The sequence below is a fragment of the Tianweitania aestuarii genome (assembly GCF_018457165.1).
In the GTDB taxonomy this organism is placed as follows: domain Bacteria; phylum Pseudomonadota; class Alphaproteobacteria; order Rhizobiales; family Rhizobiaceae; genus Tianweitania; species Tianweitania aestuarii.
This window is the reverse complement of sequence record NZ_JAFMNX010000001.1, coordinates 1,159,115-1,183,550: the sequence shown is the minus strand read 5'-3', so window position 1 is coordinate 1,183,550 and position 24,436 is coordinate 1,159,115. Positions and strand designations below refer to the sequence as shown.

Here is a 24,436-nt window from a genome sequence, read left to right as displayed (position 1 = left end):
GGACAATATGGGGACATTTATCCCCTGTCAACGTGGGTGGGGGACAAAATTCCTGTGCCTGCGCGAATCACATGGTGGGGGCACATGGCAACGCTGGTAGGAATTCTACTGATACTCGGAAGCGCATTTGTCGGCTTCGGAAGCTTCGTCGCCGCTCAAGGGGCAGAAACCGTTTACCAGCAGATCGCAGCTTTCATCCAAGGCGGAACAAGCACGATCGCCTTCGTGGGCGGCGTGCTGATCTTGCAAGTCGCAGGCTTGGCATCGCGCTTGGAGCGCTGGCGCAAAGAGGATGTCGATGCACGCGCCGTGGTTGCGCAGACAGACACCGCCTCGACCGCCTCCTCAGGCGGAAGAACGCATCTGTCGGAATTGAAGCTTTCGTCCCGCCGCGACTAGACGCCGAACAACTCGTTCGTGGTCAGAACCTTATGGACGGCCACGACATAATCGAGCTTGAACTCGACTGTTGCGCTCGGGTTGAGCTTCCCTATGTGCAGCGCCGTTCCTGTGCGCTTGACCAGGTGACCTATCACGGCCTCGATGTCGCCGTCCTTCTCGGTGCGCAGCTGGACAACAACCGAGTCGCCATAGCGCGGCGGCCGGACTGCCGTCGCAAAGCGCAGATCTCCGGGGTTGTGCTCCGGAGCCATTGATGTGCCTTCGACATAGAAGGCATAGGCCGTGGATGTCCCAATCAACGCGGGCGGACGCCTTACATACTCGACAATCCCCCCAGCGAACTGGAACGCTCCACGCAAATGCGAGCCTGCTGCGGTGCCGTAAACCGGAAGGTCCTTAGGCATTGAAGTAGCGAGATGATCGACTTCGGCAAGGCGCGCATCGCCACGCAGCACCGGGCCAGGCACAGGACCCGTTGCAGGTGGCAGACCCGATCGGCCCGGCAGATCATCCGCGGATGGCTCCGCAACCGTCGGTGGCGTCGCTGCCAGGCGTCTTGCACGAAGAGGAGCAAGATCGTCGCGAAGAGCCAAGACCGTGGTTTGCAGGACCTCGGCGATCTTTGTCAGGGTTTCCACCTTGGGCGTGCCATTCCGCTCCATGGTTTTGCGCAGATAACTCTTGTGCAAGCCCGCCCCACGGCTGACTGCCTCAAGCGATAAACCGAGTTCGGCCGCGCGGCGCTCGATGTTGCTGAGAACGAAGTTTACGCGCTGATTTGGCTCGGCTTTTTCCATAGGGGGATTATCGTCCCCTTTGTCCCTCTGTTTAAGGGGACATTTGTCCATTGACATAGGGGATATTTGTCCCCTATCCTGCTCCCGCTTGTCACCCATCTGGATTGGGAATGCCGTGTCGGAAGCGAAGACGGAAGTCCGCAGCGCTGTCATCGAAGGTCTCATTACCTTAGCCGATCGCTTTTGTGCTGCGACCGGTCGTTCGCGTGCCTGGGTTTCCAAAACTACGCTCGGCCGCGGCAGTCAGATCGACGATCTTGCCGCCGGCCGCCGAGATCTTGTCACCGGCACTGCCGAGGACATGGTGCGGTGGTTTTCCGATCATTGGCCCGCCGAGGCCTCGTGGCCCGACCATGTGTACCGCCCGACCGGTGAACTGGCCCAGCCTGCCGTGCGCGAGGCTGCCGAATGATGCTTTGCCTTCAATCCTGCGGTCCACCGTGATGCTCCCTTGAGCGCTTCGAACGCCCGCACATTCGCCTGAACAAACCCTTCCCGCCACGGGAAAAAACGCTGGAAATTCCCGGCGCGGGAAAGCTTTGCCCAAAGGAACCCGATCATGCTTCCTTCCGCACGCCACATCCGCATCAAGGCCGCTCAACAGGAGCTGATCTCCGCATGCGGCGGCATCGTGAAAACGGCCGAGATCTGCAACTACGGCAAGAGCACCGTTGGTCGCTGGAATGACGAAGAGTCGCCCGAGTGGATGCCGGCTGATGCTGTCGACAAGCTCGAGGCCCTGACCGGCAAGCGCTACTGGACGCAGGCATGGCTCGAAACGCGCGGCATGAAGCTCGCAGAGCCCGACGAAGCCGAAGCGCGCCTCGCCTGCCTCACAACCGACATGGCTTCGCTGATCGGTGCGTTCGGCGGATTGATGTCGGAATGGGCGATCACGGCCGCCGACGGCAAGGCCACGCCTGCCGAAGCAACGCGCATGCGCAAGCATCTGCCCGAGCTCAAAGAGCTTATCGCCTCGATCGAACAGGGCTTGGCTGCGGTGAAGGCCGAAGGCGGTATTTCGCTGGTGAAGGCAAGCTGATGAGCGGCCTTCAAACTCGTCTTGTGATCAAGGATGTCGAGCGGCTGAACCGCGCGCAGCTGATCGACTATGTCGGTGAGCTTGAGGGCCAGATCGAGGCTCTGCGCATCGCCAATGCCGATGAACGGACGTTCGACCGTTTGCAGCGCGCCTTTGACCTTTCGCCGTTCCAGGCGCGCACGCTGGCGGTTCTTGCCGACGGCAAGCAGCGCACCAAGAACGCGATCCTGAACGGCGTTTACTGGGACCAGTCGGTCGATCACTGGCCCGAGCCGAAGATCATCGACGTGTATGTCTGCAAGCTGCGCAAGAAGCTGGATGGTTCGGGCATCGGCATCGTCACAGCCTGGGGTGCCGGTTACCGCCTCGACGGCGTGGAAGAGCTCGCCCGGATCATCGCCGGCGCGAAGCCAAAAACCGGTTGCCCAGCCATGTTGCCGCGCCGGCGCATGGTTGGCGACAAGGCAACGCCTTACGTCACCCTGCGCGATGCAGCGATCGCCTGGTTCTGTGAGCGCGCAAAGAAGGGCCGCGCCACCTTCACGATGAGCGAGATGGTCACCGCGCTGTCCGTGTTCAACACGAGCTGCTCGACCGTCATTCGCAACCTTGAGCGCTATGGCGACATCCGCGTTCACCGCGTCCCCAAGCCCGGCAAGGCCGGCAACTGGATCGTCGAAGTTCTGCGCCAGCCCGAGCAGGTGGCGGCATGAACGCTCAGCCATCCTACTCCGAGTTCCTGCATGCCAAAATCCGGCTTGCCGAGCAGCAGGGTTTCGTCGTCGATCCGGCCACGATCAACCCGCTGTTGAAGCCGATGACGCAGGCGATCGTGCCTTGGGCCTGCCGCGGCGGTCGTCGCGCGCTGTTTCTGCGCTTTGGCCTGCACAAGACCTCGACGCAGCTGGAAGTCATCCGGCAGTGTCTGATGCATGCTGGCGGCCATGGGCTGATCGTGGTGCCGCTCGGCGTGCGTCACGAGTTCTTCCTTGAGGTCGAAGCCCGTCACCCGAACATCCGGCTCAAGTTCATCCGCAGACCTGACGAGATGGAAGCGCCGAACGTAATCGGCGCCGAGCAGGTCGTTATCCACCTCACGAACTATGAGACGGTTCGTGACGGCAAGATCGACCCGTCCCTTTTCACCGCCGCATCGCTCGATGAGGCCGCCTGCTTGCGTGGCTTTGGCGGCACCAAGACGTTTCGCGAGTTCATGGCGACGTTTGCCGGTGACGATCGCGCTGCAGGCGTGAAGCGCGACGGTGTGCGCTATCGCTTCGTGGCGACAGCCATTCCCGATCCGAACGAGTATATCGAGCTGCTGGCCTATGCCGCCTTTCTCGGCGTCATGGAGGTTGGCGAGGCCAAGACCCGCTTCTTCAAGCGCGACAGCGAGAAGGCGGACAAGCTTACCATCCACCCGCACAAGGAAGAGGAATTCTGGCTGTGGGTGGCGTCCTGGGCGCTGTTCGTGCAGATGCCGTCCGATCTCGGCTTCGACGACACCGGCTATGAATTGCCGCCGCTCGACATTCGCTGGCACGAGATCCCGTCCGATCACGCCGCGGCCGGTTCCGAGCGTGACGGGCAAGCCCGTATGTTTGCGAACGCCGCTTTCGGTGTGACGGAAGCCAGCCGCGAGAAGAAGCGTTCGCTGCAAGCACGCATCGACAAGATGCTCGAGCTGCGCGCCGAGGATCCTGCCGCGCATCGCATCCTCTGGCACGATCTGGAAGATGAGCGCCGCGCCATCGAGGCGAGCATTCCTGATGTCCGTTCGGTTTGGGGCACGCTCGACGAAGACACGAAGGAAAAGCGCGTCGTCGGTTTCGCACGCGGTGAGTTCGCCGAGCTTGCCACCAAGCCGGTGATCAACGGTTCGGGCTGCAACTTCCAGCACCACTGCGCCTGGAACATCTATCTTGGCATCGGCTTCAAGTTTCACGACTTCTTCCAGTCGCTGTTTCGCACCCAACGGTTCGGCCAACAGCATCAGGTGCGCGTCGACCTGATCTATACCGAGGCCGAGCGCGAAACACGGCGCACGCTGGAGCGTCGCTGGCGGCAGTTCGAGACGCAGGCCGCCAAGATGTCGGCGCTGATCCGCCGCTTCGGCTTGGCCGAGCAGGCGATCGAGGGCGCGCTGAGACGCTCCATGGGCGTCGAGCGGATCGAGGCATCGGGTGACGGCTATCTTGTCGCGCACAATGATTGCGTCGAGGAAACGCGGGGCATGGAAGCCGACAGCGTCGACCTGATCGTCACCTCGATCCCATTCTCGACCCAGTACGAATACACGCCGAGCTTCAACGACTTCGGCCACACCGACGACGATGCGCATTTCTGGGCGCAGATGGATTACCTGATCCCGGAGCTTTACCGCATCCTGAAGCCCGGACGTGTCGCTTGCATCCACGTCAAGGACCGGATCGTGCCGGGCGGCATCAACGGCATGGGCTTCCAGACCGTGTCGCCGTTCTCGGACGATTGCGTTGCGCGCTTCCGCGCCCATGGCTTCGCGTTCCTGTCGCGCATCACGGTCGGCACGGACGTGGTGCGCGAAAACAACCAGACCTATCGCCTGGGCTGGACGGAGCAGTGCAAGGATGGGACGCGCATGGGCAACGGGATGCCCGAATATGTGCTGAAGTTCCGCAAGCCGCCGACGGATCGCTCGAACGGCTATGCCGACCTGCCGGTGACAAAGGCCAAGCCGGACTTCGTCAGCGTAATCGATGGCCAGCCCGTCAGCCCCGGCGATGACGGCTTCGACGGGCGCCGCGTGCGCCCGGTTGCCGGCACAGGCTATTCGCGCGGCCGCTGGCAGCTGGATGCGCATGGCGTGTGGCGTTCGTCGGGCGACCGGCCGCTGCTGCCGGAAGAATTGGCACGGCTGATCAGGATCGAGCCGAAGTTCGTTTACCGCGGCTGGAAGGCCTGGTGCGAGGGGAACGTCTATCAGCACGAGGCGCATGTCGCCTTCACCGAAGCGCTGGACGAAGCCGGCCGGCTGCCGCCGACCTTCATGATCGCGCCGCCGCATTCATCGCATCCTGAGATCTGGACCGATGTGGCGCGGATGCGCACGCTGAACATGCTGCAACAGCGGAAGGGGCAGGAACAGCATCTCTGCCCGTTGCAGTTCGACATCGTCGACCGCGCCATCCTGCAGCATTCCATGCCGGGCGAAACGGTGTTCGACCCATTCGGCGGCATCATGACCGTGCCTTACTGCGCCCTGCAGCTCGGCCGTCAGGCTCGCGCCGTCGAGCTTAATCCCGATTATTTCCGCGACGGCGTCACCTATTGCGAGATGGCGGCCGGCAAGGGCCACGCGCCTAGCCTGTTCGATCTGCTCGAAGCGGAAGCCAACCTGGAGGCAGCCGAATGAGCAACGTCTCCACACGCTTCCACGTTTTGCAGGAACTTGCCGGCGCTGAGCCTCTCGTTTCGGTCCGCATGGTCTCGGCCGCGCATTACGCGATCGGCGCGGATGTCGTGGAGATGCTTGCCCGCGAAGATGTCGGCCGGTCGATCAAGGCAGTGATTGAGGCGGGGATCGCTCGCCTGCCTTATGCGCCAATCCTGATCGAGTATTCTGCCGCCGGCAGCAGCGCTCGTCGCTTCGTTCTGCTCGATGAGGCCGAGGCCGGCTTCAGCGCAGAATGCGCCACGCTCTTTCGTGACCGCATGGCCGATGTTTCGCCGTCCAAGGTGAAGGTGGCCTTGACCGGTGAACATGGCCTGAGTGTCGGTCGGCATTCCGATCTCAACGAAGCGCACGCCGTCGCCTTTGCCGCTGCCATTGCGCTGCTGATGCTCAACGTCAAGGGCATCGACAAGGAACTGGTGGAAAGCACCAAGCTCAACCGGGCGCGCGTCAAGCACGGCCGCATCCCTATTCCCAGCCATACGCTGGTGCGGATCGGCACGATCTATGATCGGTCGGGACATGCTGTCTCGGGTGGCATGTCGCGTCACCTGCCGGTTCATCTGCGCGCCGGTCACAGCCGCATGCAGGCCTGCGGCCCGAACCACGCCGACCGCAAGGCGATCTACATCCCGCCCGTTCTCGTCAACTACCGCGAAGACGGCGTCATGCCGGCCGCGCCCAAGCGCTTGGTGAAAGCATGACCCGCATCCGCCCTTCTGCTTCCCTGACCTTCGGCGCGCCTGCTTCAGTCGCCAAAGGCTTCGCAGCGCTCCCGCCTGCCATGCAGCGTGAAGGGCTGCTTCTGATGGCCGAACGCGCCACCGCGCCTGCGCTGATGGTGCAAGCATCGGGTCTGCGGCCGCTGGAAGTTTCTCAGCTTCTGCGCTTCCCGCCTAAGCCATTCGAGCGCCGGGAGGCCGAACCGATCGCAGGCTTTGCCGACTACGATGAAGTTGAAGAGCTCGATCAGCTTCCTGTGCGCGAACGCCTTGCGCTGTCGCCTGCACCGGAAGAGCAGCTGAAGCTGATGGCGCGCGACATCTGTCCTATTGAGGGCGTCATTCCCTCAGTCGCCGTGATCCTCGACCGCGCCGCCGTCAGGCACGGTTATCACGGCTGCGAACTCACCGATCGGGCCTTCCGCTCCACGACCATGAGCGCGCGCGTCGACGCGTATCGCCTGCTGCTGATGCTGCGCGATGAGATGACGATCAGCGAAATCGCACGCCTGTTTGGAATGGGCCGCAATGCAATCGTCTGCGCCTTGAAGCGTGTCGGGTGGGAAGCGAAATGAGGGGCGTCGTCATGTTTCCCGGTGGAGACAAAAGGACCTCACACTGTGAAAAACTCAAGATCCGCCGTTGCAGTGCGGCGACTGTGGACCTCGCCAACAACCGTATAATCAAGTTGCAGAGTGATCTGAGTTCGTCCGAGTGGCTCCGTGAGGTCGCTTGTAGCACACACGACGATCTTGCGTTCGTGCGGTGGCTGGTTGCGGTCCGTCCAACCAGAAACGCGAACCGGGGTATCGAAGAAGGGCATTTGACCGATCATCATCCCGCCGAAGATGATGTCTCTGTCTTCGCCGGCCTTGATCGAACTGACGGTCATGTAAAGGTCTGGTCCGGCAATGATGGTTATCGAATGGATCAGCATCGCGCGTCTATTCCAGTTGATCACCCGCGCTGCAAAGGCCCACTCCTCACTTTCATCTTCCATGACATCGAAGGTGGGTTCGGCATCACCAAGCAGAAAGCTTGTTTGGCGCTGCGCCTCCCGAGCCTGAATTTGGAGGGCTGGCAGTGTGACGGCCGCTGCAATCAGCGCACCGATGGCTGCAGCCCAACCACTGAGAGCTCCAACCCACTCGCGAACACAGTGCTTACCAGCTTCGGCGCACCAATCGGCGTTCGCCAACGCGAAGTCGGTAAACAGCCAGAAACACAGGGTGGCAAGGAAGCCTCCCCAGACCGCCACGATAATTGCGCCTGTCCTGTTCATGGTAGAACAGTAGCCGCAGCGCGTCTGGTTCTACAATGACCTCGGCGCTTGATCTCTTCGTGGAAGAAGCCCGCGCGGTAACTATCGCTGAAGCGGCGCCGCGGCTGGGGCTGAAGTTTTCCGGCAAGCGGCAGGAGCATCCTGGTCCCTGCCCGCATTGTGGCGGCACGGACACGTTCGCCTTCAACACGGCAAAGAACAAGTGGAACTGCCGCGCCGGCGGGATCGGCGGCCAGGATGCGATCGGCATGGCTGCGCATGTGCTTGGCCTTGATCAGCGCAGCGCCTTCCTGGATGCCTGCTCAGCCGTGAGCGGCCTGCCAATTCCCGACGAAGGTCGAAGCGAAACGGCGGAAGAGCGCTCTGCCCGTGAAGCCCGCCTGTCAGACCAGAAGCGGCGCAATGAAGCCGAGGCAGCCAGGCGCGCGACCGCGCAGAACGCCTTTCGCGAGCGCGAGCGCGCAACGGCGCTGTCGATCCTGAAGGCTGGCATGTCGCTTCGATCTCTGCCGGCCGGTGGGATGGTCGGCACCTACCTGCGCGGCCGCGGTGCTGGCGTGCCCCAGGCTGACTGGCTGCGCATCCATCCCAATCTGCCCTACTTCCATGGCGAGGATGAGCTTGGCCATCCGCGCGCGATCTGGACGGGGCCTGCCATGGTCGCCGCCTTCCTCGCGGCCGACAACACCGTGCTTGGCTGTCACATTACATGGATCGATGTCGATGCCGGCACGAAGCTGCGGCCCATCCTGCATGACCCCGAGACGGGTGAAGTGCTGCCGACCAAGAAGATGCGCGGCACCAAGAAGGGCGGCTTCATCCCGTTGTCCGGCTCACGTTCGGCCGAGCGCTGGCTTGGCGGCGAAGGCATCGAGAACACGCTCGCGGCCGCGCTGGCCGAAGGCATCCGCACCGACACATTCTATTTCGCGGCCGGCGATCTCGGCAACCTTGCCGGCTCGGCCGATCCCGCTTCCCAGTTCTGCCACCCCACGCTGACGCGCACGGACAAGCTCGGCCGGGTCAAGCCGGTGATGGTGGCGGGACCCGCGCCCAAGCCCGACCAGGCAGATGACGACGCCTTTCTCCTGCCCGCTCATGTCACCGAGCTGATGCTGCTGGCGGATGGAGACTCGGAGCCGGTGATGACCGCTTCTGCCATGGCGCGCGCCAAAGCGCGCCTGCGCCGCCCCGGCCTGCTGACGGCGATCGCTTGGCCGAAACCCGGCCGCGACTTCGCCGAGATGATGGCGACCGCCCACGCCCAGACGGAGCCTGCCCTTTCGTGAGCAAGAAGAAAGACAAGAGCGGCGTTCCCAACGAGGTCGCCGCGGTGCTGGAAGAAGCGCGCCGCCAAGCCGAAGCTGCAGACGGTCACGCACCCTCTTCCCCTTTGGGAGACCCGGCACCGCCCGCGTCCCTTGATGAGGAGCGCCCGCCTGCGGATGTGCTGGAAGCCTGCATGTTTGAGCCTGAAACCGACATCGGCAATGGCCGCCGGTTTCTTCATCGCTTCGGCAACCGCGTGCGCCATGTCGCGCGCATCGGCTGGCATGGCTATGACGGTCGGCGCTGGAAGGAAGACGAGGACGGTTCGGTTGTTCGTCCGCTGGCGCAGAAAACGGCCGAGATGATCGGCAGTGAAAGCAATCTGCTGAACGCATCCGATCAGGAACAGGCGGCGATCGAGGCTGGCCGCAACGCGCTCGCCGAGAAACGCAAGATGGGCCGTCCGCAGAAGGATTGGGACAGCGACCGCTCGGCTCGGTATCTGGAACTCGACGACATCATCGATGCCGGCAGCGATGCCGTAAAGGCTGCCGATGGACGCCGATCGCTGCGTCACCGTCACGCCAAGTCCAGCGCCGGCACGTCGAAGATCAACAACATGATGATCGAAGCCGCGCCCCATGTCGCTTTGATGGTGGGCGATCTGAACAAGGATCTCTATGCCGTCAACATCGGCAGCGGCACCTTGCGCTTCGAGCGTCGGGAAAGCACCGAGGACGATCCTGAGGATCTGTCCTTCACTTGGGTGCCGGTGCTTCACGGGCACCGCCCATCCGATCTGATTTCCAAGCTGGCACCGACGATGTGGGCGCCTGGCGCATCGCCATCGCGCACGACGTTCGACGCCTTCCTAAAGCGCGTTCAACCGGATCCGGACATCCGGCTCTTTCTGCAGCGCTTCGCTGGCTATTGCCTGCTCGGGACAACTGTCGAGCAATGCCTCGTGTTCTTCTACGGCGCAGGCCGCAACGGCAAATCGACCTTCGTGGATCTGCTTTGTGAGATCGTCGGCGATTATGCGGTCACTCTCTCGATCGACAGCTTTGCGGGCGAAACCAAGCGCGGCGGCAATGAAGCCACGCCCGATCTGGCCCGATTGCCTGGCGCGCGGCTCGTCGCTGCTTCCGAACCTGAAATGGGCGTGAAGCTGAAGGATGCTTTGATCAAGACGCTGACCGGTGGCGAGAAGATCCCTGTGCGGCGGCTTCACCAGGACTTCATCGAGGTGATGCCGCAGTTCAAGATCATGCTGTCCGGCAACCACAAGCCGCGCATCGACGACACGTCAGATGGCATCTGGCGGCGTGTTTATCTTGTGCCCTGGGACATTCAGATCCCGCTCAGCGAGGTCGATCGAGCGCTGCCGACGAAGTTGCGCGAGGAAGCTTCTGGCGTTCTGGCATGGATGGTCGAGGGTGCGCTCGATTACCTCAACTACGGGCTCAATCCGCCTGAAAAGGTGGTCGCGGCAACCCGCGATTATCGCGAGGAAAGCGACCCGATCGGCGCCTTCATCCGCGCTGCGTGCATCGTCACCGGCCGGGAAGAAGACCAATCAACGCCGGGTCAGCTGTTCAATGGGTATTCGCATTTCGCCTCACGCGAAGGCGCTGCAGAGTTCAAGCAAAACACCTTCACGAGACGCTTGCCGGACTACTGCCGCATGACTTGGCAATCGCCCGAGGGTGACAGCAAGCAGTTCTGGAAGGCCAAGTCAGGCACGACCTTCTACCGCGGCATCATGGTCAAGCCCGAGTTCCAGGCCGGCGGACCGCCACAGGCCTCGCCTGAGCAATACGGATATCCCGAATGAACCCTCTCCCCTTTTTGCAGGCCGTGCGCGCTTTCCTGAATTTGAACCCCTGCGACTCGTGGCGGGTGTCACTTTTTGGGGCGCTAGGGACGCTACCAGCCCATCCGTTCGCTTGCGACCCTTTGAAAGGGTGTGGGGCTTCAATGGCTTAGGACGGTAGGGACGCTAGGGACGCTATTTTCCAGTTCCGCATGCGCGCGCATCAGAAATGGGTCTGGGGTCATGACAAGCAAAGCCAACTCGTTTTCTATGTGTACGTCCGGCTTTCCGTCCCTAGCGTCCCTAGCGTCCCTTGTTCTTCATCTTGTTCTTAGTTTCCAACGAGATAGCAAACTCTCTTTTGGGTCGGAAAAATCTAGTCTGGGTCGATAGACCCGAAATCAGGGACGGTTGGTCGATTATGATGAAAACGATGACGATTGAAGAGATGCTGGTCTGGGCTTTCGTCAACGAACTGCCGAAAGGCGGCGGGGTTGATGGTCTGGAAAGCCGGGAAAGCGCTTGGGGAGCGATGTCATCCGGTTCGGACATGATGGCCAGTTTTGCTGTTCTGGGCATGAAGCCCCAGACGAGCGTCGGCAGCAGCTATGAGCCGCGCGGCATGTGGTTCGATCAGGGCGATGCTCACCCGGATGCGTTGACGCTGGGCGGCGCGGTGTCGGATTTGGGGCGTTGCTCCGTTCGCCTGCCGACCGATTGGCAGCCGCTTTCGGACTGGCCGAACACGCTCGGTCTGGCAGAAGCGGAAGTCGACAACCAGGCCGCTCGCTTTCAGGCCCGGTCGGAAACCGAAACAGGTCGCAGCCTCGTGGCGCTGGTGATGGGAACGTCGATCCTCGGCAAGCGCCCGGACTGGAGCAGCGTGCCGCTCGAAGCCCGAGTTGTAGAGCGCGGCGGAAAGCCGGCATGGTTCGTCAAGCGCACGATGCTGGACAACTTCCACCAGCCGTTCGAGATCGAGGTCGATGGTTACAATCCTAAGAGCGGGCGCCCGGTGCGCGGTGCTTATCGCAAGTTCGAACTGACCGGAAACGCGGCTGGTGACATCCTCGCGCGCTTGGACTGGCAGCTTTGGATCGCCGCCTTGCGTCACCTCGGCACGGTAATGCGCGCGAAGTTGGTGGAACATCGCTTGGCCGACTTCGATGAACGCATGACGCCGTGGCAGGACGTAGAAGGGTCAGGGCCGATCATCATGACGTTCGAACCGAAAAATCTTTGATCGGCGCTGTGAAGCCCTGCTTGACCTGCGGCAGAAACTTGACAATGTTGCGGACGTTGAATTGCGTGATCGAGACCCCGGCGGAAACGACCGGGGTTTTTCGTTGCTGACTGAGGCTTCACCGATGGATGTCCTGTTCGACGCATCGGATTTCGACCGTGTCGCCAAGATCTACCAGCGCATGCCGGCCGATCTTCAGAAGATCGCCTTCCGCCGTGCTGCGGGCCGTGCCCGCTCCGTTGTTGAACGGGATTATGCCCGCTTCGCCAGCCGAACGCTCAAGATCGCGCAGAAGCTGGTGAAGGAGCGGATGAAGTCGCAACTCACCGGCACGGATAACATTCTCGACGTTAAGTCGACGCAGATCCCTTTGCATGAGATGGGCGCGCAGCAGCGTGGCTATGGCGTCTATGTGCGAGGCCGCTCGCGATACGAACATGCGTTCATAGCGAAACAAAGTTCAAAACGAGCAGCCGGTCTGGTTCTCCTCCGCAAGGGCAAGGATCGAACACCGACCATGATGCTGTTTGGACCGAACCCGGCCAATGCCATCAACCGCAAGCCAGCGGACTACGAGGACATCCTCGCCGAAATCGCGGCAGGCGAGTTCGCCAAGACCATCCTTCAACAGGCCGAATACCTGCTCGGGCGCGCTGGTTGAGGTCTCACGAGTAGAAAAGTTATCGGGTCTAACCTGCTGTCCTGCTCGATTTTTCGAGGCAGCGAGTTTCCCGCCATGCGCGGTGCGGCACCCCAGAACCATCCCTCACCCCACCCCCCCCCCCATTCAGGGACCGTTTCGGCCCAAATCCGTCTCCCACGGGTCGGGCCGACCGCGGGATTTCGCCAGTAGGTCGGCTTGCAAGCGGTACACGCAACACGCGTTCGCGCACGTGTCGATGCACGGATCAGGAAACATGAACGAGGAATGGATTTCGATCACGGAAGCGGCTGCCCGGCTGTCCGGTGCGGGAGATTCAGTCGATCGGTCCACCCTCTCCCGCTACATTGCGCAGCATGGAGAGGCGCTCGAAACGCGCCGCGAAGGCAAATCGAACCTGGTGGAGTACGGCGCGCTCGCTGCGCATCGCGGCGAGAACATTCGTATCCGCTCGACGCCTAGCGCGGTGCAGCGTGGCACGATCGCGGCACCAACCCGACGCTTCGTTGGCACGCAGTCCGATGGCGCAGCGCGCAAGATGCTGGCCGACGCCGAAATGCGCGAGATGGATCTCGCGAAGCGGCGCGGTGAGCTGACGCCGACCAGTGAAGTCGACCAGGGCGGTCGTGACGCGATCGCATTGATGCAGAGCGCATTCGATCGTGCAGTTGAGAGTGAGGCGGCTGGGCTGTCCGTGAAATACGGATGGGACGAGCGGATCGCTCGGCTCGCCTTGAAGGGTTTTGCTCGCGCCGGCATCGAGGCGTTTAATCGGGAGATGCGGGACATGCTGGATCGCCGCAATCGTGCGCGCGCTGCCGGCGATGATCCGGCTGCAGCGGAAGCCTTGCAATGAGCCTAGATGCCTGCCGGGACAACTTTCCGGAGCTGGCTTACGGTGATGAGGTTCTGTTCACGGCGCTGGAAGCGGCGACGCGGCCTATCGATGTCCTGACGATCTCGGAATGGTCCGATCGTCACCGAAAAGTCTCGGCAGAGTCCGGCTCACCCTGGCCTGGCGACTTCCGCACAGACCGGGTTCCCTATCTCCGGGAACCGCAGGACTGCTTGCATCCCGATCATGCGGCTCGCCGTGTTTCCGCTCGGTGGGCGGCTCAGTTGGGCAAGTCGACGGCAATCGAGAACTGGTTCGGCTTCATTGTCGACCAGGCGCCTGGGTCGATGATGATCGTGCTGCCGACCCTGGAGGAAGCAACCAAGTTCAACCGGGTGAAGTTGCACCCAACCATTGAGGCAAGCCCGCGCATCGCTCACAAGGTGCTGCCGGTAAACAGCCGTGACGAGCAGGGCTCGACGACGGCGTTCAAGCGTTATGCCGGCGGCTTTTGTCAGATCGTCAATGCAGGCTCTTCCAAGGGCCTGCAGATGGTGTCGATCAAGTATCTCGCCATGGATGAGGTGACCGGCTACCCGAAGGATGTCGACGGACGCGGCAGTCCTCGCGATCAGGCGCGCGCCCGACAGAAGATGTATGGTGACTTCGCCAAGGAATGGCAGGGCTCCACGCCCGGCATTTCCGGCGAATGCGCCATTACAGCGGACTATGAGGCCGGTGATCAGCGGCTCTTCTATGTGCCCTGCCCGCATTGCAACCGGTTCCAAGCGCTCGACTTCGACCAGATGCGCGGCCCGTCCGAGACAGAGGGGACGCATTATCGCTGCCGATCGTGCGACGGGAAGATCCTAGATGGCCACAAGCAGGAGATGCTGGGTCGCGGCGTCTGGATCGCGACGCGCGTTGTTGCAGGATCGTCGCCGGTACCCGACATCATCGATGCGGCGGACTTGCCGATCTGGCGCTGCGCACCTTGCGAGGGGCGCTGCAAAGACTGGCAGCCGAGCTACCATCTATGGGCGGCCTATGCTCCGCGAGAACGCTTCGCAGACATCTGGAAGCGCTGGGACGAGGCGCAGGGCGATACGACCAAGCTGCGGGTGTTCTTCCAGCAGGATCTGGCGCTGCCCTATGATCCCGGTGGCGTTGCGGTCGAATGGGAAAAGCTCGTGGAGGCGGCACGCAAGCAACCTTATCCAAGCGGCATCGTACCGTCGGGCGCCGCAATCGTGGTGTCGGCAGCCGACGTTCAGAGCTATGGCATCAAGTGGCTGGTCTACGCCATTGGGCCTCGCGGGCAGCGATGGCTGATCGACAAACAGGTCTTCGCCGGTGCGCCCGACCAGGTGGACGATCCATGGATCGAACTGGCCGACGCGCTCGGCAAGACGTACCGGACGGGCGGCGGCAAAGAAAAAGGCATCGACCTTTCCGGGGTTGATTCCGGCTTCGCAACGGACCGGGTTTATCAGTTTTGCGCGACGCGCCCGAACTGTTTTGCCCTCGATGGTCGGCATCCAGTGGGATTGCCTTGGCTGGGATCGCCTGTCCGGAAAGAGATCCGCGACCGCAATAAGCGACGGGTCGCGAAGGTCCTGCTGTATCCGGTTGGCCTGTATGACGTGAAGACGGAAGTCGTCGCAGGTTTGGCCAACCTCGTGCAGGGCGCGGATGCTTCGGGTTTCTACCCGCGCAACACGTTGCATCTTCCGGCTAATCTCTGTGACGAGGATTTCGCCAAGGAGATCACAGCCGAGCGGCTGGTCGATCCGGATGAGGAAGCGCGGGCGACCATCAGCCGGCGGGCTCGCAACCTGATCAACCCGAAGGCAGGGCGTGAATGGAAGCGCATCCTGGGGCGGGCGAACGACTGGTTCGACGCCACGGTCTATGCTTTCGCACTGGCTTGGCATCTGCAGCACAAATGGCGGCTTTCTGCCGAGAAGTGGGCCGACCTTCTGGTCGAAGTCCATGGCAAGGAGGAGGAAACCGACCTCTTCAGCGCTGCTGAAGCAAGCCCGTTCGAGAAGCCTGCCCGTCCGGCCGATGCACCGAAAATAGAACGCAAACGTAAGCGTTGGACCGCTTACTGAGAAGGATCGTTGCATGCAGGCCTCGAAGCCCCGTGTCCGTGTTCCGGCTGGGAGAAGCTTATCTCCTGTCCAGAGCGGATCGAACGCGGTTGCGAGGTCTGTGCCGCAGTGGCGCTACCTGCGTGGCGATCGTGCAGGCGTTCTTGCTGCACGACGCGCTGTCACACGCGATGCGAAACTCGATGTCTGGGAGGCCGCCGAAAGGGCCTCGGCTCTTGCGGTCGACTTCATGCACAATAGCGGATGGATGGCTGGTGCAGCCGACCAAATCATCACTGATACGGTCGGCACCGAGCTGAAGCTCAACGCGCGCCCGGACCTTTCCGCCCTCGGTTACACCGCGGCTGAGCAAACTGCCTTAGCGCGCATCATCGAGAGCGAATGGAGACGCTGGGCTTGGAACCCGCGTGAATGCGACTTGGCCGGCGTCTCGACCATTGCTGAAATGACCGACGGCGTCATGCGCCACTACCTCGGGTTTGGCGAGGCTTTCGGCGTGCTCGATTATCTCGATCCACGTCAGCGAAGTGCGCATGGGATCGTTAGCGGGACAAAGGTAAAGCTGGTTGCACCACACCGGCTGCCGCGTGTGACGCGCGAGTTCGAGGGTCTGGAGCAAGGCATCTTCCTCGACAACCTCGAACGGCCCACGCATTACCGCTTCAAGCGGCGTGAAGGTGGCGGTGGTTTGGATGTCGATGTCGACATCATGGCGCGTGATGTGATCCATGTCATGGATCGAGGCCTGAACCCTGGTAGTCCTCGTGGGATCAGCCCAATGACGCCAGCGCTGAAGGTTGCGGCTCAAGCCGACCAGTTGGCAGATGCCACCCTGACCACGGCTTTGATGCAGGCGATTTTCGCGGCGACCATCACCAGCCCGGAGGCGAGTGAGGACGCGTTCAAGGCGATCCAGATGCTGGAGGATACCGAGCCGCCTACGGGAATTGAGCGAAACGAGTGGGTCGAGCTTGTCGCCAACGTACAGGCCGACCTTGTGGAAGTCTGGAGCCAGCGTTTCGACGCTTTGAAGGCAGGTGGCGTGAACCTGGCGGATGCGGCTCGGGTCGCTCACCTTGGTCCTGGGGAGAAACTTGAGTTCACGACGACTGAAACGGCAGGCAGTCAGTATCTGCCCTTTTCGCAGAACCTGTACCGAGAACAGGCGCGGTGCCTCGGCATTACAGCTGAGAGCTTCACGTTGGATTGGTCTGACGCGACCTACACCAGTAGTCGCATGGGTGTTTCGTCGATCTGGCCGATCGCTCTTCGGCGACGCGAAAGGGTCGCTGCTCCATTCTGTCAATCCGTCTACGAGCCATGGCTCGAGGAAAGCATTGCTGAAGGGCGGATCCCTCTGCGGGGTGGATATCAGGCTTTTCTCGCAAACAAACAGCGCATCTTCTGGGCGGAGTGGCGTGGACCGGAACAACCGACGGCCGACCCGTACAAGGACGCGTTGGCGGACAAGGTGAAGCTCGAAACGGGCGCCACCAACCTGCAGCGGATCTACGCCGCCAAGGGTCAGGATTGGGAAGAAGAGTTGGAGCAGGCTGGTCGCGAGATCGAGAAGCTTGATGGAATCGGCATGGCCGCTCCTCATGGCCGTTCCACTGGAGGCGACGGAGCCGGGCCGAATGGTGCTGCGGCGGATGGACGACGTGATCCTGCGAGGAACGATGCATGAGCGCTGATCCTCACATCCAGATGATCGACGGCAAACCGGTCAACATCAACGATCCTTGTGCCCTTGCACAAGCGCTTCAGGGTTACCGCATCAAGCTTGCGACCGGCGGCGGGGTTTCGGAAATCGAGATCCAGTCTCCGCTGACCCGCCGCCGGATGAAGTTTTCTTCCGGCAGCAGCGTCGCTGACCTCGACAAGATGATCGAGGAAGCACAGGCGGCCTGCCAGGTCGCAATCGGCGCTCCGCCACCTCGGCGGAAGCGCTTCGCCATTTCCGGGCGCATGCGCCCCTACTGAGGTCCACAACATGGCTGAAATTTATCGAGACGGAGAGCTCTGGCTCTACGGCTACGTTGGTGATGCTTATTGGGATGAAGGCTTCACGGCCTCCGAGGTTCTGGCGGCCCTGGCCTTACACGGCCGGGAACAGGACATCACCGTTCACGTCAATTCGGGCGGCGGCAATGCCTATGACGGCATCGCCATCTACAATGCGCTATCTGCCCATAAAGGCAAAGTGCGCGTCGAGATCGATGCGATCGCTGCATCTGCTGCATCGGTCCTGGCGATGGGCGGTGACCATATCGTCATGCGTCCTGGCTCACTCATGATGATCCACGATCCCAGCGGGATTACCATCGGGACGGCCGAGGATCACGAGAAGCAGCGCGTTGCGCTCAACAAACTCGCTGATCAGGGCGCCAGCATCTATGCGGAACGCTCCGGCGGCGACCCGGGTGAGATCCGCGAGAAGATGAAGGAAGAGCTCTGGCTCACCGCCGATGAAGCGGTCGAGCAAGGCTTTGCCGACGAGGCCGAAGGAGCCAAGGCGAAGCCCGTCTCTGCCTTCGATTACCGTCTTTACCAGCATGCACCGCAGCAGCTGCAGAAGCTGGCTGCGAAGAAGAATTGGCGTCTGCCAGACGCTGATGAAGAGGCGGCTAAATCCGCTGCCAAGCGTCCAAAGCAGGAGATCGCTATGACGGACAAGGAACGTGCGGACCAACTGGCCGCCGAGAATGCAACACTCAAGGCTCAGATGAAGACGGCAGACGATGCGGTAAAAGCTGATCGTGAACGCCGCGCCGAGATCATGGCCCTTGAAGAAACCAAAGGTCGCGAAAAGCTTGCCGAGCGACTCGCCACCTTGACCATGTCGATCGAAGACGTGAAGGCCACTTTGGCCGATGCACCGACGGCCGATGCAGCCCCCAAGACCGATGCAGAGATGCATCAGGAGCGTCGTTTGAACGGCGAAGGTCTGGGTGGCCGCGGCACAAAGCCTGGGGCGACCATGCGCGTCGACATCGTCGCCGACATGAAGCGCCGTCACGGCGTAAAGTGAGGAGATCGCATCAATGGCTGTGAAAACCCACTCCTACAAGACTGATACCGATGTGGTGAAAACCGAGGCTCGCAACCGCGCTTCGCGGGACGAAGCCACTCTTGCGTCAGGGTCGGGCATCGTGATCGCCGGCACCGTGCTCGGCACCGTCACCGTCGGCGGCAAGAAGAAGCCGCTCGCGCCTGGGGCCAGTGACGGTTCCCAGATCGCGACCGACATCAGCCTGCAGCATGCCGACGCAACGTCCAAGGATGTTCGCATCGTCACCCTGGCTCGCGGCGTCGCAGAAGTCGTCCTTCAAGCGCTTGTCTGGCCTGCCGGTATTTCTGCCACCCAGAAGGCCGCCGCCCTCGCCCAGCTTGAAACCAAGCTCATCACCGCCCGCAACGGAGTTTGATCCTCAATGTCGACCCTTCTCAATCTCCTCAATGCGCCGGAGTTTGCCGACGATCGTCTCACCGAGACGATCAACGTGGCGCCGTACCGCACCGGCCGTCCGGCGCAGCTCGGCATCTTCACCGATACGCCCATCGCTACGACCTACGTCAAGATCGGCATTCGTGATGACGAAGTGACCATCATTCCGGCGCGCGAACGCGGCGGTCCCGCCAACAAGAACATGGGCGGGAAGGTTCAGTCGACCATCTTCGAAATTCCGCATTTCCCACTCGATGATGCGATCGGACCATCCGACATCCAGAACGTGATGGCATGGGGCGAAGAAAACGCGCTTGTCACGGTGGGCAGCGTTTACAACGACAAGCTGTCGGTTATGCGCAGCAAGCATGATGCAACGCATCATCACCTGGACTGGGGCGCGCTAAACGGCTTGGTGCTCGATGCTGAAGGCAAGTTGCTTTTCGATATCTATGGTCAGTTCGACCTCGAACAGATCGAAGTCGATTTCGCGCTTGGCACTGCCGATACCGATCTCGCCGCACGAGCTCGCGTCGCCAAAGCGGAAATTCGCAAGGAACTCCGCGGTGCAGGCACGACCGGCGTCCGTGTTTTCGCTGGCAAGACGTGGTTCGAAAACTATGTCGGCCACCAGTACTGGCGGGACAACCTGAAGTTCTATCCCGGCCCTAACCCTAATCCTGCCCGCGACGAGATCGAGGACGTGTTCCGGGACGGCAACTGGATCATCGAGCGCGTCGACGAGGAGTTCAACTATCGTCAGCCCGACGGCACCTTTCTGGTACGCAAGGCGGTGGAAGATAATGAGGCGATCGCCGTTCCTCTCGGTACGCCCTACGGCAAGCGGTACAACGCTCCGCCGGACACGCTCGACGGCGCCAACAAGCGACCGACGGACAAGATCCACATCTCGACGGAAGAGCTTCCGCACGGCAAGGGCAAGGACATTCACTCCGAGTCGAACGTCTTGCCCGTGAACACGCGCCCGAAGACCATCGTCAAACTCACGATGTCCTAAGGAGGGATCGATGAACCGCACTTTCAAGCGTAGCTGGCGCTACCATGACAAGGAGCTGGGTTCCGACCGGATCATCCCGGCCGGCTGGCAGGGCGACCTTCCCGATGCTGTTGCCAAGGCGGCGGACAAGGACGGTGTCACCTTAATCGAAAAGGCCAAGGGCAGCCCGAAGGTCTCCGACGAGGTTGCAGCTGCCCGCAAGGCCGTGACAGCCGCTGAGAAGGCGCTGAAGATAGCTTCAACGGATGATGCAAAGGCCGACGCGGAAGCTAAGCTGCGGGACGCCGAAGAGGCGCATGCTGCGCTCGAAGGCTGATCATGTCCTGGGACAGCGCCCTCGCCGCGGCGGATCTGGCCGTGGCGAGGTACTTCGACACGCATGACTTCGTCCTTATTCCGATGGCGAAGCCTGATCGAGAAGTCAATGCGGTTGCCAGCGAGGATCCGGGTCGGAAGGCCTTCGAGTTTAAAGGCTCGATCGAAGCCGATCCCGAGCTGAACGAGATCGGCAACAATCGGAACGCATCGTCGCGGTCTGGGGGCGCCCGCAACGTCGCCCGGCTTTGTTTGACAGCCTTAACGGCTGCGCCGGTCAGTCTGGAGGATGGAACCATCCTGCCGGTCTGGCCGTGGCAGCCGCGACAGGGTGACCATATCGAGCAACCCGGCCAACGCTACGTGATCGCTGCCTCTCCCGATCGGGATGGCACGGATCGCCTCGTTCTCTGGCTCAACAAGGCGCGTTCCTGATGCTTGCTGCCGAAGCCATGCGCCTTGCGGCCATCGAAGCTCTTTGCCCAACCGCCTGCAAGGTGAGCGGGGCGAACTGGCCGACGCTGGCCGAGCATCGCGTTTACGACAGCGCTGCAATCCTTGCGGAGGAGCTGGCAGACGGGGAGCCCTATACCGCCTGTCTGTCGCTCTACACCGAGGATGTCCGGATCGAACGGCGGGGCGATGGGGCAACATCAAGCATCGGTTTTCCGACAGCCGTTCTGGTTATAAACGTCGAGCTTGCCACTTCGTCGACCGACGAGGACGGCATCCTGCAGGTGCTGCCTCTCGTGGAGGATGATCCACAGGCTCGGCTGGTGCTTGGAGCGCTTTGTGCGCAGGTGCGCAAGCAGCTGGTTTATGCGCCGGCCGGGTCGATATTTCGCGAGATTGCCGGCTCGGTCGAAGATCTGCGCATCGAGACCTTCACGCTGCCGCAGTTCGACATACGCTGGATGCGCAACACGATGCGGCTGACGTGCCGGATCAAAGACGACAAGTTCACCGATGAAGACGGCATGCCGGAACCGATGCTGTCGTTGTTCAACAGACTGCCCGAAGGCTCCTATGCCAAGGGCAAGCTGATCCAGCTTCAATCCGCGTTCGCGGCGACGACGCGGACACCGCTCGAGGGGATCCGCTTTTCCACATCCGGTGATCTGCCCTCTGGTCCCGCCGATGGACCTATCGGCGCTGTTTAGCGCCCGATCCTGATGATCCCGAGCCGTGCGGGTTAACGCGGCATCTGTAACCATGAAGGAGATGACCATGCGCTATACCCGCATGCTGTTTGGCCTGCCGCTCGCTTGTTGCTTAGCGGTCATGGCAATGACGTTCGCCGCGCCGGCAGCCCCGTCTTACGAAATCGCGACGGCTTACCAGTCCATGCATCCGCCCTTTGATGGTGTGTTCATCGTGGCGGAAGCGGCACCGTTGGCCTTGGCTGATGTTGAAGCGCTGACACGCAGTCATGCCGATGCTCATGCCGTCGATTATACGATCGCCAACCAGCCCGGTTCGGCCTGGCGCTTCGCTGCTGATGCGTATGTCCGCATCGAGCCACACCGCTCGACTGCTTAAGCCCTTCCCACGAGCCTGGACCCTCCTTTCCGGAGGGTCTTTTTGTCCCCGCGGAGATATCCCATGAGCAAGCGCTATCGCGCGAAGCGGGGACAGCTTGTCCCCATTCCTGGCCAGCCCAACCAGTATGTGCCCGACGAGGGCGACGGCATCCCTGTCAGTGAAACGCTGCCCTATTGGGCGCGCCTGATCGCGGATGGCGACCTTGTCGAGGTGCCCGCCACCAAGACCGAAGAACCCAAGCCGGAAAGGAACAAGTAAATGGCTATCGGCTTCAACTCCATTCCGGGTAACATCAAGGCGCCTATCTTCGCCTTTGAAGTCAATTCCGGTGGCCAGTTCGAGAATGGATCGCGGCTGCTGCTGATCGGTCACAAGAATACCGGATCGCCCGCGACCGACAACGTGCCGGTGCGATGCAACAACGAGAACGAGGCGATCACGCAGGTCGGCAAGGGCTCGATGCTCGCCGAAATGATGATCGTCGCGCGCCGCAACTCGCCGGCGCAGGACATCTGGCTTCTTCCGGTTCCTGCAACAGGTGTTGCCGAAGTCCGCACGATCACCGTGGCGAATGTGCCAGCAGCCGGCGGCTCAGGCCTTCTCGCAATCGGCGACGAGCAGATCCCTCTCACGATCAATGCCGGCGACACCGCCACGGCTGTTGCGACCGCGATCGCTGCGGCCATCAACGCGTACCAGAATGCGCTGACCAAGTCCGCCCTGCCCTTCACGGCCGTGGCCGCTGCGGCGGTAGTGACGCTCACGGCGCGGCATGCCGGCGTGATCTTCAACACGGTCGACCTGTCGATCCCTGTTGTTTCAGGCGGCAACGCCTTCACTGGTGTGCTGACCTTTGCCACGACGACGGCCGGTTCCGGTTCGCCGGACCTCTCGGCCGGGCTTGCCGCGCTTGGTGACGATCCGTTCGACTGGATCGTGTCGCCCTTCGCGGATGCTGGCAACATGAACCGCTATCTGGCTGTCACCTCTGATGTGTCTGGACGCTGGGCATGGAACCGGCAGTCCTATGGTCATGTGTTCACGACGCTGGACGGCACCACGGCAGCGCTGACAACCTTTGCGCTCGGCTATGACAGCCGCCATGTGACGCTGCTGCCTCGCCTTGCCAACGCCGGACACGGCACCCTGCCTTGGGTTTTCGCCGCAGCGCTCGTTGGCCGCGTCGTTTCGTGGCTGTCGGATGGCGAGACGGGCAACGTCTCGCGCAACCAGACCGGCCTTGTTGTCGAAGGGGTTTCAGCGCCGCGCGATCGCACGAAGTGGCTGAACGATTATGCCACACGCGATGCCTTCCTCGGTTCTGGCCTGTCCACCTGGACTGTGCGCGCCGATGGCCGTGTGACGATCGACAAGCTCGTCACCACGCAGCGAACCGATGGCGCCGGCAACGTCGACACGACGTTCCGTGACCTGCAGGCGATCGGGCAGCTGGTTTATGCGCTTCGCTTCTTCCGCGCTCGCCTGCAAAGCGAACATGGCCAGAAGGCCATTGCCAATGACAATCCCGGCAACCTGGCCGCGATCTCGACGGTGAAGGACATCGCGAACACGTTCGTCGCCGCATATCGCCAAATGGCCGGTGTGCTGGAGAATGCGTCCGAGTTCGTCCAGCAACTGGATGTTCGCCGCTCGGTCGGCAATCCGAACCGGGTCGACGTGTACGCGCCGCTCGATCGCATCAACCCGCTCGACGTGATCGCAGCCAATGCGACGCTCTACAGCCAGTACCGCACGGCGGTCTAAGGAGACAGGATCATGGCAGGACGGGATTTCGGCGGAGAGATGCGTCTCCGCCTGCAGGACGGCCGCAACATGACTATGCGCGGCGCGTTTACGCTCGGCACGTCGGGGGTTTCTTCGGAAAGCGTGACCAACCAGAATGGCAGTGTCTCACGTATTTCGACGCCGCGGCCGCGCACGGCCGAGATCACCCTCGAGGACGATGGCACCGATCACAACGCTTTGCTGCGGGCAGACCGTCAGGACATCTATCTGACAGAGGATCTCACTGGCGTCAGTCACATCTTCATCAACGCCTTTATCAGCGGCGATCCTCGCGTCAATCGCGCCAATGGCGAAACCACGGGTCTGATGATCGAAGGTGACGGCTATGAGAGGCGCGGTGGATGAGCAAGATCGTTCCTCTCAGCCGTTGCTATACGGTGGGCTCGGCGGTGTTTGACACACTGACGATCCGCGAGCCGAAGCTTTCGGATTACCGTCAGATCGGCCGCGTGGCTGAGTTGCAGCGCGGTGTCATCGTCATCTTTCCTGAAGCGATTTGGGCCTATTCCGAACGGCTTCTTCAAGATTTGCCACCTGGCGCTCTTTCTGAACTCGACCTCGATGACGCGATGGCTGTCGAGGATGCCATCCTTGATTTTTTTTCGGAAGCGAGGGCGCGGCTCAACAAGCGCGCGAGCTCGTCTTCCGACTCTGCTGGCGACCAAGCGATGTCGACAGCCTGACGTTTTCTGAAATC

Annotated in this window: 28 protein-coding genes; 26 read left to right on the top strand and 2 right to left on the bottom strand. The window is 61.7% G+C overall.

Translation table 11 applies throughout. The features are described 5' to 3' along the window. Nucleotides 1–84 precede the first annotated feature (84 nt). A complete protein-coding gene (locus JYU29_RS05800; protein ID WP_213983754.1) occupies nucleotides 85–399 on the top strand; it encodes a hypothetical protein in 315 nt (104 codons plus the stop codon). On the opposite strand, the gene JYU29_RS05795 is transcribed toward JYU29_RS05800, so the two are convergent. After that, a complete protein-coding gene (locus tag JYU29_RS05795) occupies nucleotides 396–1,256 on the bottom strand; it encodes a LexA family transcriptional regulator (protein ID WP_213983753.1) in 861 nt (286 codons plus the stop codon). The genes JYU29_RS05800 and JYU29_RS05795 overlap by 4 nt on opposite strands. A 58-nt stretch (nucleotides 1,257–1,314) precedes the next feature. Between JYU29_RS05795 and JYU29_RS05790 the strand changes: the two genes are divergently transcribed. The 6 genes from JYU29_RS05790 to JYU29_RS05770 all read left to right on the top strand — a co-directional run bounded on the left by JYU29_RS05790 (nucleotide 1,315) and on the right by JYU29_RS05770 (nucleotide 6,968). Further along, nucleotides 1,315–1,611, top strand: coding sequence for a hypothetical protein (locus tag JYU29_RS05790; protein ID WP_213983752.1), 297 nt, complete (start codon nucleotides 1,315–1,317; stop codon nucleotides 1,609–1,611). Nucleotides 1,612–1,758: 147 nt separating this feature from the next. Further along, entirely contained in the window at nucleotides 1,759–2,241 is a 483-nt protein-coding gene (locus JYU29_RS18290; protein ID WP_250157188.1) for a hypothetical protein, read from the top strand. Continuing rightward, on the top strand, nucleotides 2,241–2,954 hold the full coding sequence (locus JYU29_RS05785) for a winged helix-turn-helix domain-containing protein (RefSeq protein ID WP_250157187.1): 714 nt from the start codon (nucleotides 2,241–2,243) through the stop codon (nucleotides 2,952–2,954). Before JYU29_RS18290 ends, JYU29_RS05785 begins: the two co-directional genes overlap by 1 nt. Then, nucleotides 2,951–5,632: a DNA methyltransferase gene (locus tag JYU29_RS05780; protein WP_213983750.1), complete on the top strand. Its 2,682-nt coding sequence runs from the start codon at nucleotides 2,951–2,953 to the stop codon at nucleotides 5,630–5,632. The genes JYU29_RS05785 and JYU29_RS05780 overlap by 4 nt, the downstream gene beginning before the upstream one ends. Then, nucleotides 5,629–6,375 carry an AcrVA2 family anti-CRISPR protein gene (locus tag JYU29_RS05775; RefSeq protein WP_213983749.1) on the top strand — a complete coding sequence of 249 codons (747 nt, stop codon included), beginning with the start codon at nucleotides 5,629–5,631 and terminating at the stop codon, nucleotides 6,373–6,375. Before JYU29_RS05780 ends, JYU29_RS05775 begins: the two co-directional genes overlap by 4 nt. Further along, nucleotides 6,372–6,968, top strand: a complete 597-nt coding sequence (locus JYU29_RS05770; RefSeq protein ID WP_213983748.1) for a hypothetical protein — start codon at nucleotides 6,372–6,374, stop codon at nucleotides 6,966–6,968. The genes JYU29_RS05775 and JYU29_RS05770 overlap by 4 nt, the downstream gene beginning before the upstream one ends. Before the next feature lie 38 nt (nucleotides 6,969–7,006). On the opposite strand, the gene JYU29_RS05765 is transcribed toward JYU29_RS05770, so the two are convergent. After that, nucleotides 7,007–7,675 carry a hypothetical protein gene (locus JYU29_RS05765; RefSeq protein ID WP_213983747.1) on the bottom strand — a complete coding sequence of 223 codons (669 nt, stop codon included), beginning with the start codon at nucleotides 7,673–7,675 and terminating at the stop codon, nucleotides 7,007–7,009. A gap of 35 nt (nucleotides 7,676–7,710) precedes the next feature. Between JYU29_RS05765 and JYU29_RS05760 the strand changes: the two genes are divergently transcribed. The 19 genes from JYU29_RS05760 to JYU29_RS05670 all read left to right on the top strand — a co-directional run bounded on the left by JYU29_RS05760 (nucleotide 7,711) and on the right by JYU29_RS05670 (nucleotide 24,422). Next, nucleotides 7,711–8,964, top strand: coding sequence for a DUF7146 domain-containing protein (locus JYU29_RS05760; protein WP_213983746.1), 1,254 nt, complete (start codon nucleotides 7,711–7,713; stop codon nucleotides 8,962–8,964). Then, on the top strand, nucleotides 8,961–10,778 hold the full coding sequence (locus tag JYU29_RS05755) for a DNA primase family protein (RefSeq protein WP_347879855.1): 1,818 nt from the start codon (nucleotides 8,961–8,963) through the stop codon (nucleotides 10,776–10,778). Before JYU29_RS05760 ends, JYU29_RS05755 begins: the two co-directional genes overlap by 4 nt. A gap of 292 nt (nucleotides 10,779–11,070) precedes the next feature. Further along, entirely contained in the window at nucleotides 11,071–12,000 is a 930-nt protein-coding gene (locus tag JYU29_RS05750) for a hypothetical protein (protein ID WP_213983745.1), read from the top strand. A 124-nt stretch (nucleotides 12,001–12,124) separates the two neighbouring features. Further along, on the top strand, nucleotides 12,125–12,661 hold the full coding sequence (locus tag JYU29_RS05745; protein ID WP_213983744.1) for a hypothetical protein: 537 nt from the start codon (nucleotides 12,125–12,127) through the stop codon (nucleotides 12,659–12,661). 256 nt (nucleotides 12,662–12,917) lie between these two features. Continuing rightward, on the top strand, nucleotides 12,918–13,517 hold the full coding sequence (locus JYU29_RS05740) for a hypothetical protein (protein WP_213983743.1): 600 nt from the start codon (nucleotides 12,918–12,920) through the stop codon (nucleotides 13,515–13,517). Then, nucleotides 13,514–15,610, top strand: coding sequence for a phage terminase large subunit family protein (locus JYU29_RS05735; RefSeq protein WP_213983742.1), 2,097 nt, complete (start codon nucleotides 13,514–13,516; stop codon nucleotides 15,608–15,610). Before JYU29_RS05740 ends, JYU29_RS05735 begins: the two co-directional genes overlap by 4 nt. 100 nt (nucleotides 15,611–15,710) lie before the next feature. Then, nucleotides 15,711–17,297 (top strand): phage portal protein, encoded by a 1,587-nt coding sequence (locus JYU29_RS05730; RefSeq protein WP_347879854.1) that lies wholly within the window; start codon nucleotides 15,711–15,713, stop codon nucleotides 17,295–17,297. Beyond that, nucleotides 17,294–17,593: a hypothetical protein gene (locus JYU29_RS05725; RefSeq protein WP_213983740.1), complete on the top strand. Its 300-nt coding sequence runs from the start codon at nucleotides 17,294–17,296 to the stop codon at nucleotides 17,591–17,593. Before JYU29_RS05730 ends, JYU29_RS05725 begins: the two co-directional genes overlap by 4 nt. Before the next feature lie 10 nt (nucleotides 17,594–17,603). Then, a complete protein-coding gene (locus JYU29_RS05720) occupies nucleotides 17,604–18,641 on the top strand; it encodes a head maturation protease, ClpP-related (RefSeq protein WP_213983739.1) in 1,038 nt (345 codons plus the stop codon). 13 nt (nucleotides 18,642–18,654) lie between these two features. After that, nucleotides 18,655–19,038 (top strand): head decoration protein, encoded by a 384-nt coding sequence (locus JYU29_RS05715; protein WP_213983738.1) that lies wholly within the window; start codon nucleotides 18,655–18,657, stop codon nucleotides 19,036–19,038. Between the two features lie 6 nt (nucleotides 19,039–19,044). Continuing rightward, nucleotides 19,045–20,076: a major capsid protein gene (locus tag JYU29_RS05710; RefSeq protein WP_213983737.1), complete on the top strand. Its 1,032-nt coding sequence runs from the start codon at nucleotides 19,045–19,047 to the stop codon at nucleotides 20,074–20,076. A 10-nt stretch (nucleotides 20,077–20,086) separates the two neighbouring features. Continuing rightward, nucleotides 20,087–20,392 (top strand): hypothetical protein, encoded by a 306-nt coding sequence (locus JYU29_RS05705; protein ID WP_213983736.1) that lies wholly within the window; start codon nucleotides 20,087–20,089, stop codon nucleotides 20,390–20,392. A gap of 2 nt (nucleotides 20,393–20,394) precedes the next feature. Then, nucleotides 20,395–20,826 (top strand): hypothetical protein, encoded by a 432-nt coding sequence (locus JYU29_RS05700; protein WP_213983735.1) that lies wholly within the window; start codon nucleotides 20,395–20,397, stop codon nucleotides 20,824–20,826. Beyond that, nucleotides 20,826–21,551 carry a hypothetical protein gene (locus JYU29_RS05695; RefSeq protein ID WP_213983734.1) on the top strand — a complete coding sequence of 242 codons (726 nt, stop codon included), beginning with the start codon at nucleotides 20,826–20,828 and terminating at the stop codon, nucleotides 21,549–21,551. The genes JYU29_RS05700 and JYU29_RS05695 overlap by 1 nt, the downstream gene beginning before the upstream one ends. 67 nt (nucleotides 21,552–21,618) lie before the next feature. Further along, on the top strand, nucleotides 21,619–21,930 hold the full coding sequence (locus tag JYU29_RS05690; protein WP_213983733.1) for a hypothetical protein: 312 nt from the start codon (nucleotides 21,619–21,621) through the stop codon (nucleotides 21,928–21,930). A 63-nt stretch (nucleotides 21,931–21,993) separates the two neighbouring features. Continuing rightward, nucleotides 21,994–22,191 (top strand): DUF2635 domain-containing protein, encoded by a 198-nt coding sequence (locus JYU29_RS05685; protein WP_213983732.1) that lies wholly within the window; start codon nucleotides 21,994–21,996, stop codon nucleotides 22,189–22,191. After that, a complete protein-coding gene (locus JYU29_RS05680) occupies nucleotides 22,192–23,697 on the top strand; it encodes a hypothetical protein (RefSeq protein WP_213983731.1) in 1,506 nt (501 codons plus the stop codon). A 12-nt stretch (nucleotides 23,698–23,709) separates the two neighbouring features. Further along, nucleotides 23,710–24,084, top strand: a complete 375-nt coding sequence (locus JYU29_RS05675) for a phage tail tube protein (protein WP_213983730.1) — start codon at nucleotides 23,710–23,712, stop codon at nucleotides 24,082–24,084. Next, nucleotides 24,081–24,422, top strand: a complete 342-nt coding sequence (locus JYU29_RS05670; protein ID WP_213983729.1) for a phage tail assembly protein — start codon at nucleotides 24,081–24,083, stop codon at nucleotides 24,420–24,422. Before JYU29_RS05675 ends, JYU29_RS05670 begins: the two co-directional genes overlap by 4 nt. Nucleotides 24,423–24,436: the final 14 nt, after the last annotated feature.

What these genes read in the sequence shown, in the direction of transcription:
- JYU29_RS05800 (WP_213983754.1), top strand. Translation starts at nt 85, where the DNA reads ATGGCAACGCTGGTAGGAATTCTACTGATACTCGGAAGCGCATTTGTC.
- JYU29_RS05795 (WP_213983753.1), bottom strand. Translation starts at nt 1,256, where the DNA reads ATGTCAATGGACAAATGTCCCCTTAAACAGAGGGACAAAGGGGACGAT.
- JYU29_RS18290 (WP_250157188.1), top strand. Translation starts at nt 1,759, where the DNA reads ATGCTTCCTTCCGCACGCCACATCCGCATCAAGGCCGCTCAACAGGAG.
- JYU29_RS05785 (WP_250157187.1), top strand. Translation starts at nt 2,241, where the DNA reads ATGAGCGGCCTTCAAACTCGTCTTGTGATCAAGGATGTCGAGCGGCTG.
- JYU29_RS05780 (WP_213983750.1), top strand. Translation starts at nt 2,951, where the DNA reads ATGAACGCTCAGCCATCCTACTCCGAGTTCCTGCATGCCAAAATCCGG.
- JYU29_RS05775 (WP_213983749.1), top strand. Translation starts at nt 5,629, where the DNA reads ATGAGCAACGTCTCCACACGCTTCCACGTTTTGCAGGAACTTGCCGGC.
- JYU29_RS05770 (WP_213983748.1), top strand. Translation starts at nt 6,372, where the DNA reads ATGACCCGCATCCGCCCTTCTGCTTCCCTGACCTTCGGCGCGCCTGCT.
- JYU29_RS05765 (WP_213983747.1), bottom strand. Translation starts at nt 7,675, where the DNA reads ATGAACAGGACAGGCGCAATTATCGTGGCGGTCTGGGGAGGCTTCCTT.
- JYU29_RS05760 (WP_213983746.1), top strand. Translation starts at nt 7,711, where the DNA reads ATGACCTCGGCGCTTGATCTCTTCGTGGAAGAAGCCCGCGCGGTAACT.
- JYU29_RS05745 (WP_213983744.1), top strand. Translation starts at nt 12,125, where the DNA reads ATGGATGTCCTGTTCGACGCATCGGATTTCGACCGTGTCGCCAAGATC.
- JYU29_RS05740 (WP_213983743.1), top strand. Translation starts at nt 12,918, where the DNA reads ATGAACGAGGAATGGATTTCGATCACGGAAGCGGCTGCCCGGCTGTCC.
- JYU29_RS05735 (WP_213983742.1), top strand. Translation starts at nt 13,514, where the DNA reads ATGAGCCTAGATGCCTGCCGGGACAACTTTCCGGAGCTGGCTTACGGT.
- JYU29_RS05725 (WP_213983740.1), top strand. Translation starts at nt 17,294, where the DNA reads ATGAGCGCTGATCCTCACATCCAGATGATCGACGGCAAACCGGTCAAC.
- JYU29_RS05720 (WP_213983739.1), top strand. Translation starts at nt 17,604, where the DNA reads ATGGCTGAAATTTATCGAGACGGAGAGCTCTGGCTCTACGGCTACGTT.
- JYU29_RS05715 (WP_213983738.1), top strand. Translation starts at nt 18,655, where the DNA reads ATGGCTGTGAAAACCCACTCCTACAAGACTGATACCGATGTGGTGAAA.
- JYU29_RS05710 (WP_213983737.1), top strand. Translation starts at nt 19,045, where the DNA reads ATGTCGACCCTTCTCAATCTCCTCAATGCGCCGGAGTTTGCCGACGAT.
- JYU29_RS05705 (WP_213983736.1), top strand. Translation starts at nt 20,087, where the DNA reads ATGAACCGCACTTTCAAGCGTAGCTGGCGCTACCATGACAAGGAGCTG.
- JYU29_RS05700 (WP_213983735.1), top strand. Translation starts at nt 20,395, where the DNA reads ATGTCCTGGGACAGCGCCCTCGCCGCGGCGGATCTGGCCGTGGCGAGG.
- JYU29_RS05695 (WP_213983734.1), top strand. Translation starts at nt 20,826, where the DNA reads ATGCTTGCTGCCGAAGCCATGCGCCTTGCGGCCATCGAAGCTCTTTGC.
- JYU29_RS05690 (WP_213983733.1), top strand. Translation starts at nt 21,619, where the DNA reads ATGCGCTATACCCGCATGCTGTTTGGCCTGCCGCTCGCTTGTTGCTTA.
- JYU29_RS05685 (WP_213983732.1), top strand. Translation starts at nt 21,994, where the DNA reads ATGAGCAAGCGCTATCGCGCGAAGCGGGGACAGCTTGTCCCCATTCCT.
- JYU29_RS05680 (WP_213983731.1), top strand. Translation starts at nt 22,192, where the DNA reads ATGGCTATCGGCTTCAACTCCATTCCGGGTAACATCAAGGCGCCTATC.
- JYU29_RS05675 (WP_213983730.1), top strand. Translation starts at nt 23,710, where the DNA reads ATGGCAGGACGGGATTTCGGCGGAGAGATGCGTCTCCGCCTGCAGGAC.
- JYU29_RS05670 (WP_213983729.1), top strand. Translation starts at nt 24,081, where the DNA reads ATGAGCAAGATCGTTCCTCTCAGCCGTTGCTATACGGTGGGCTCGGCG.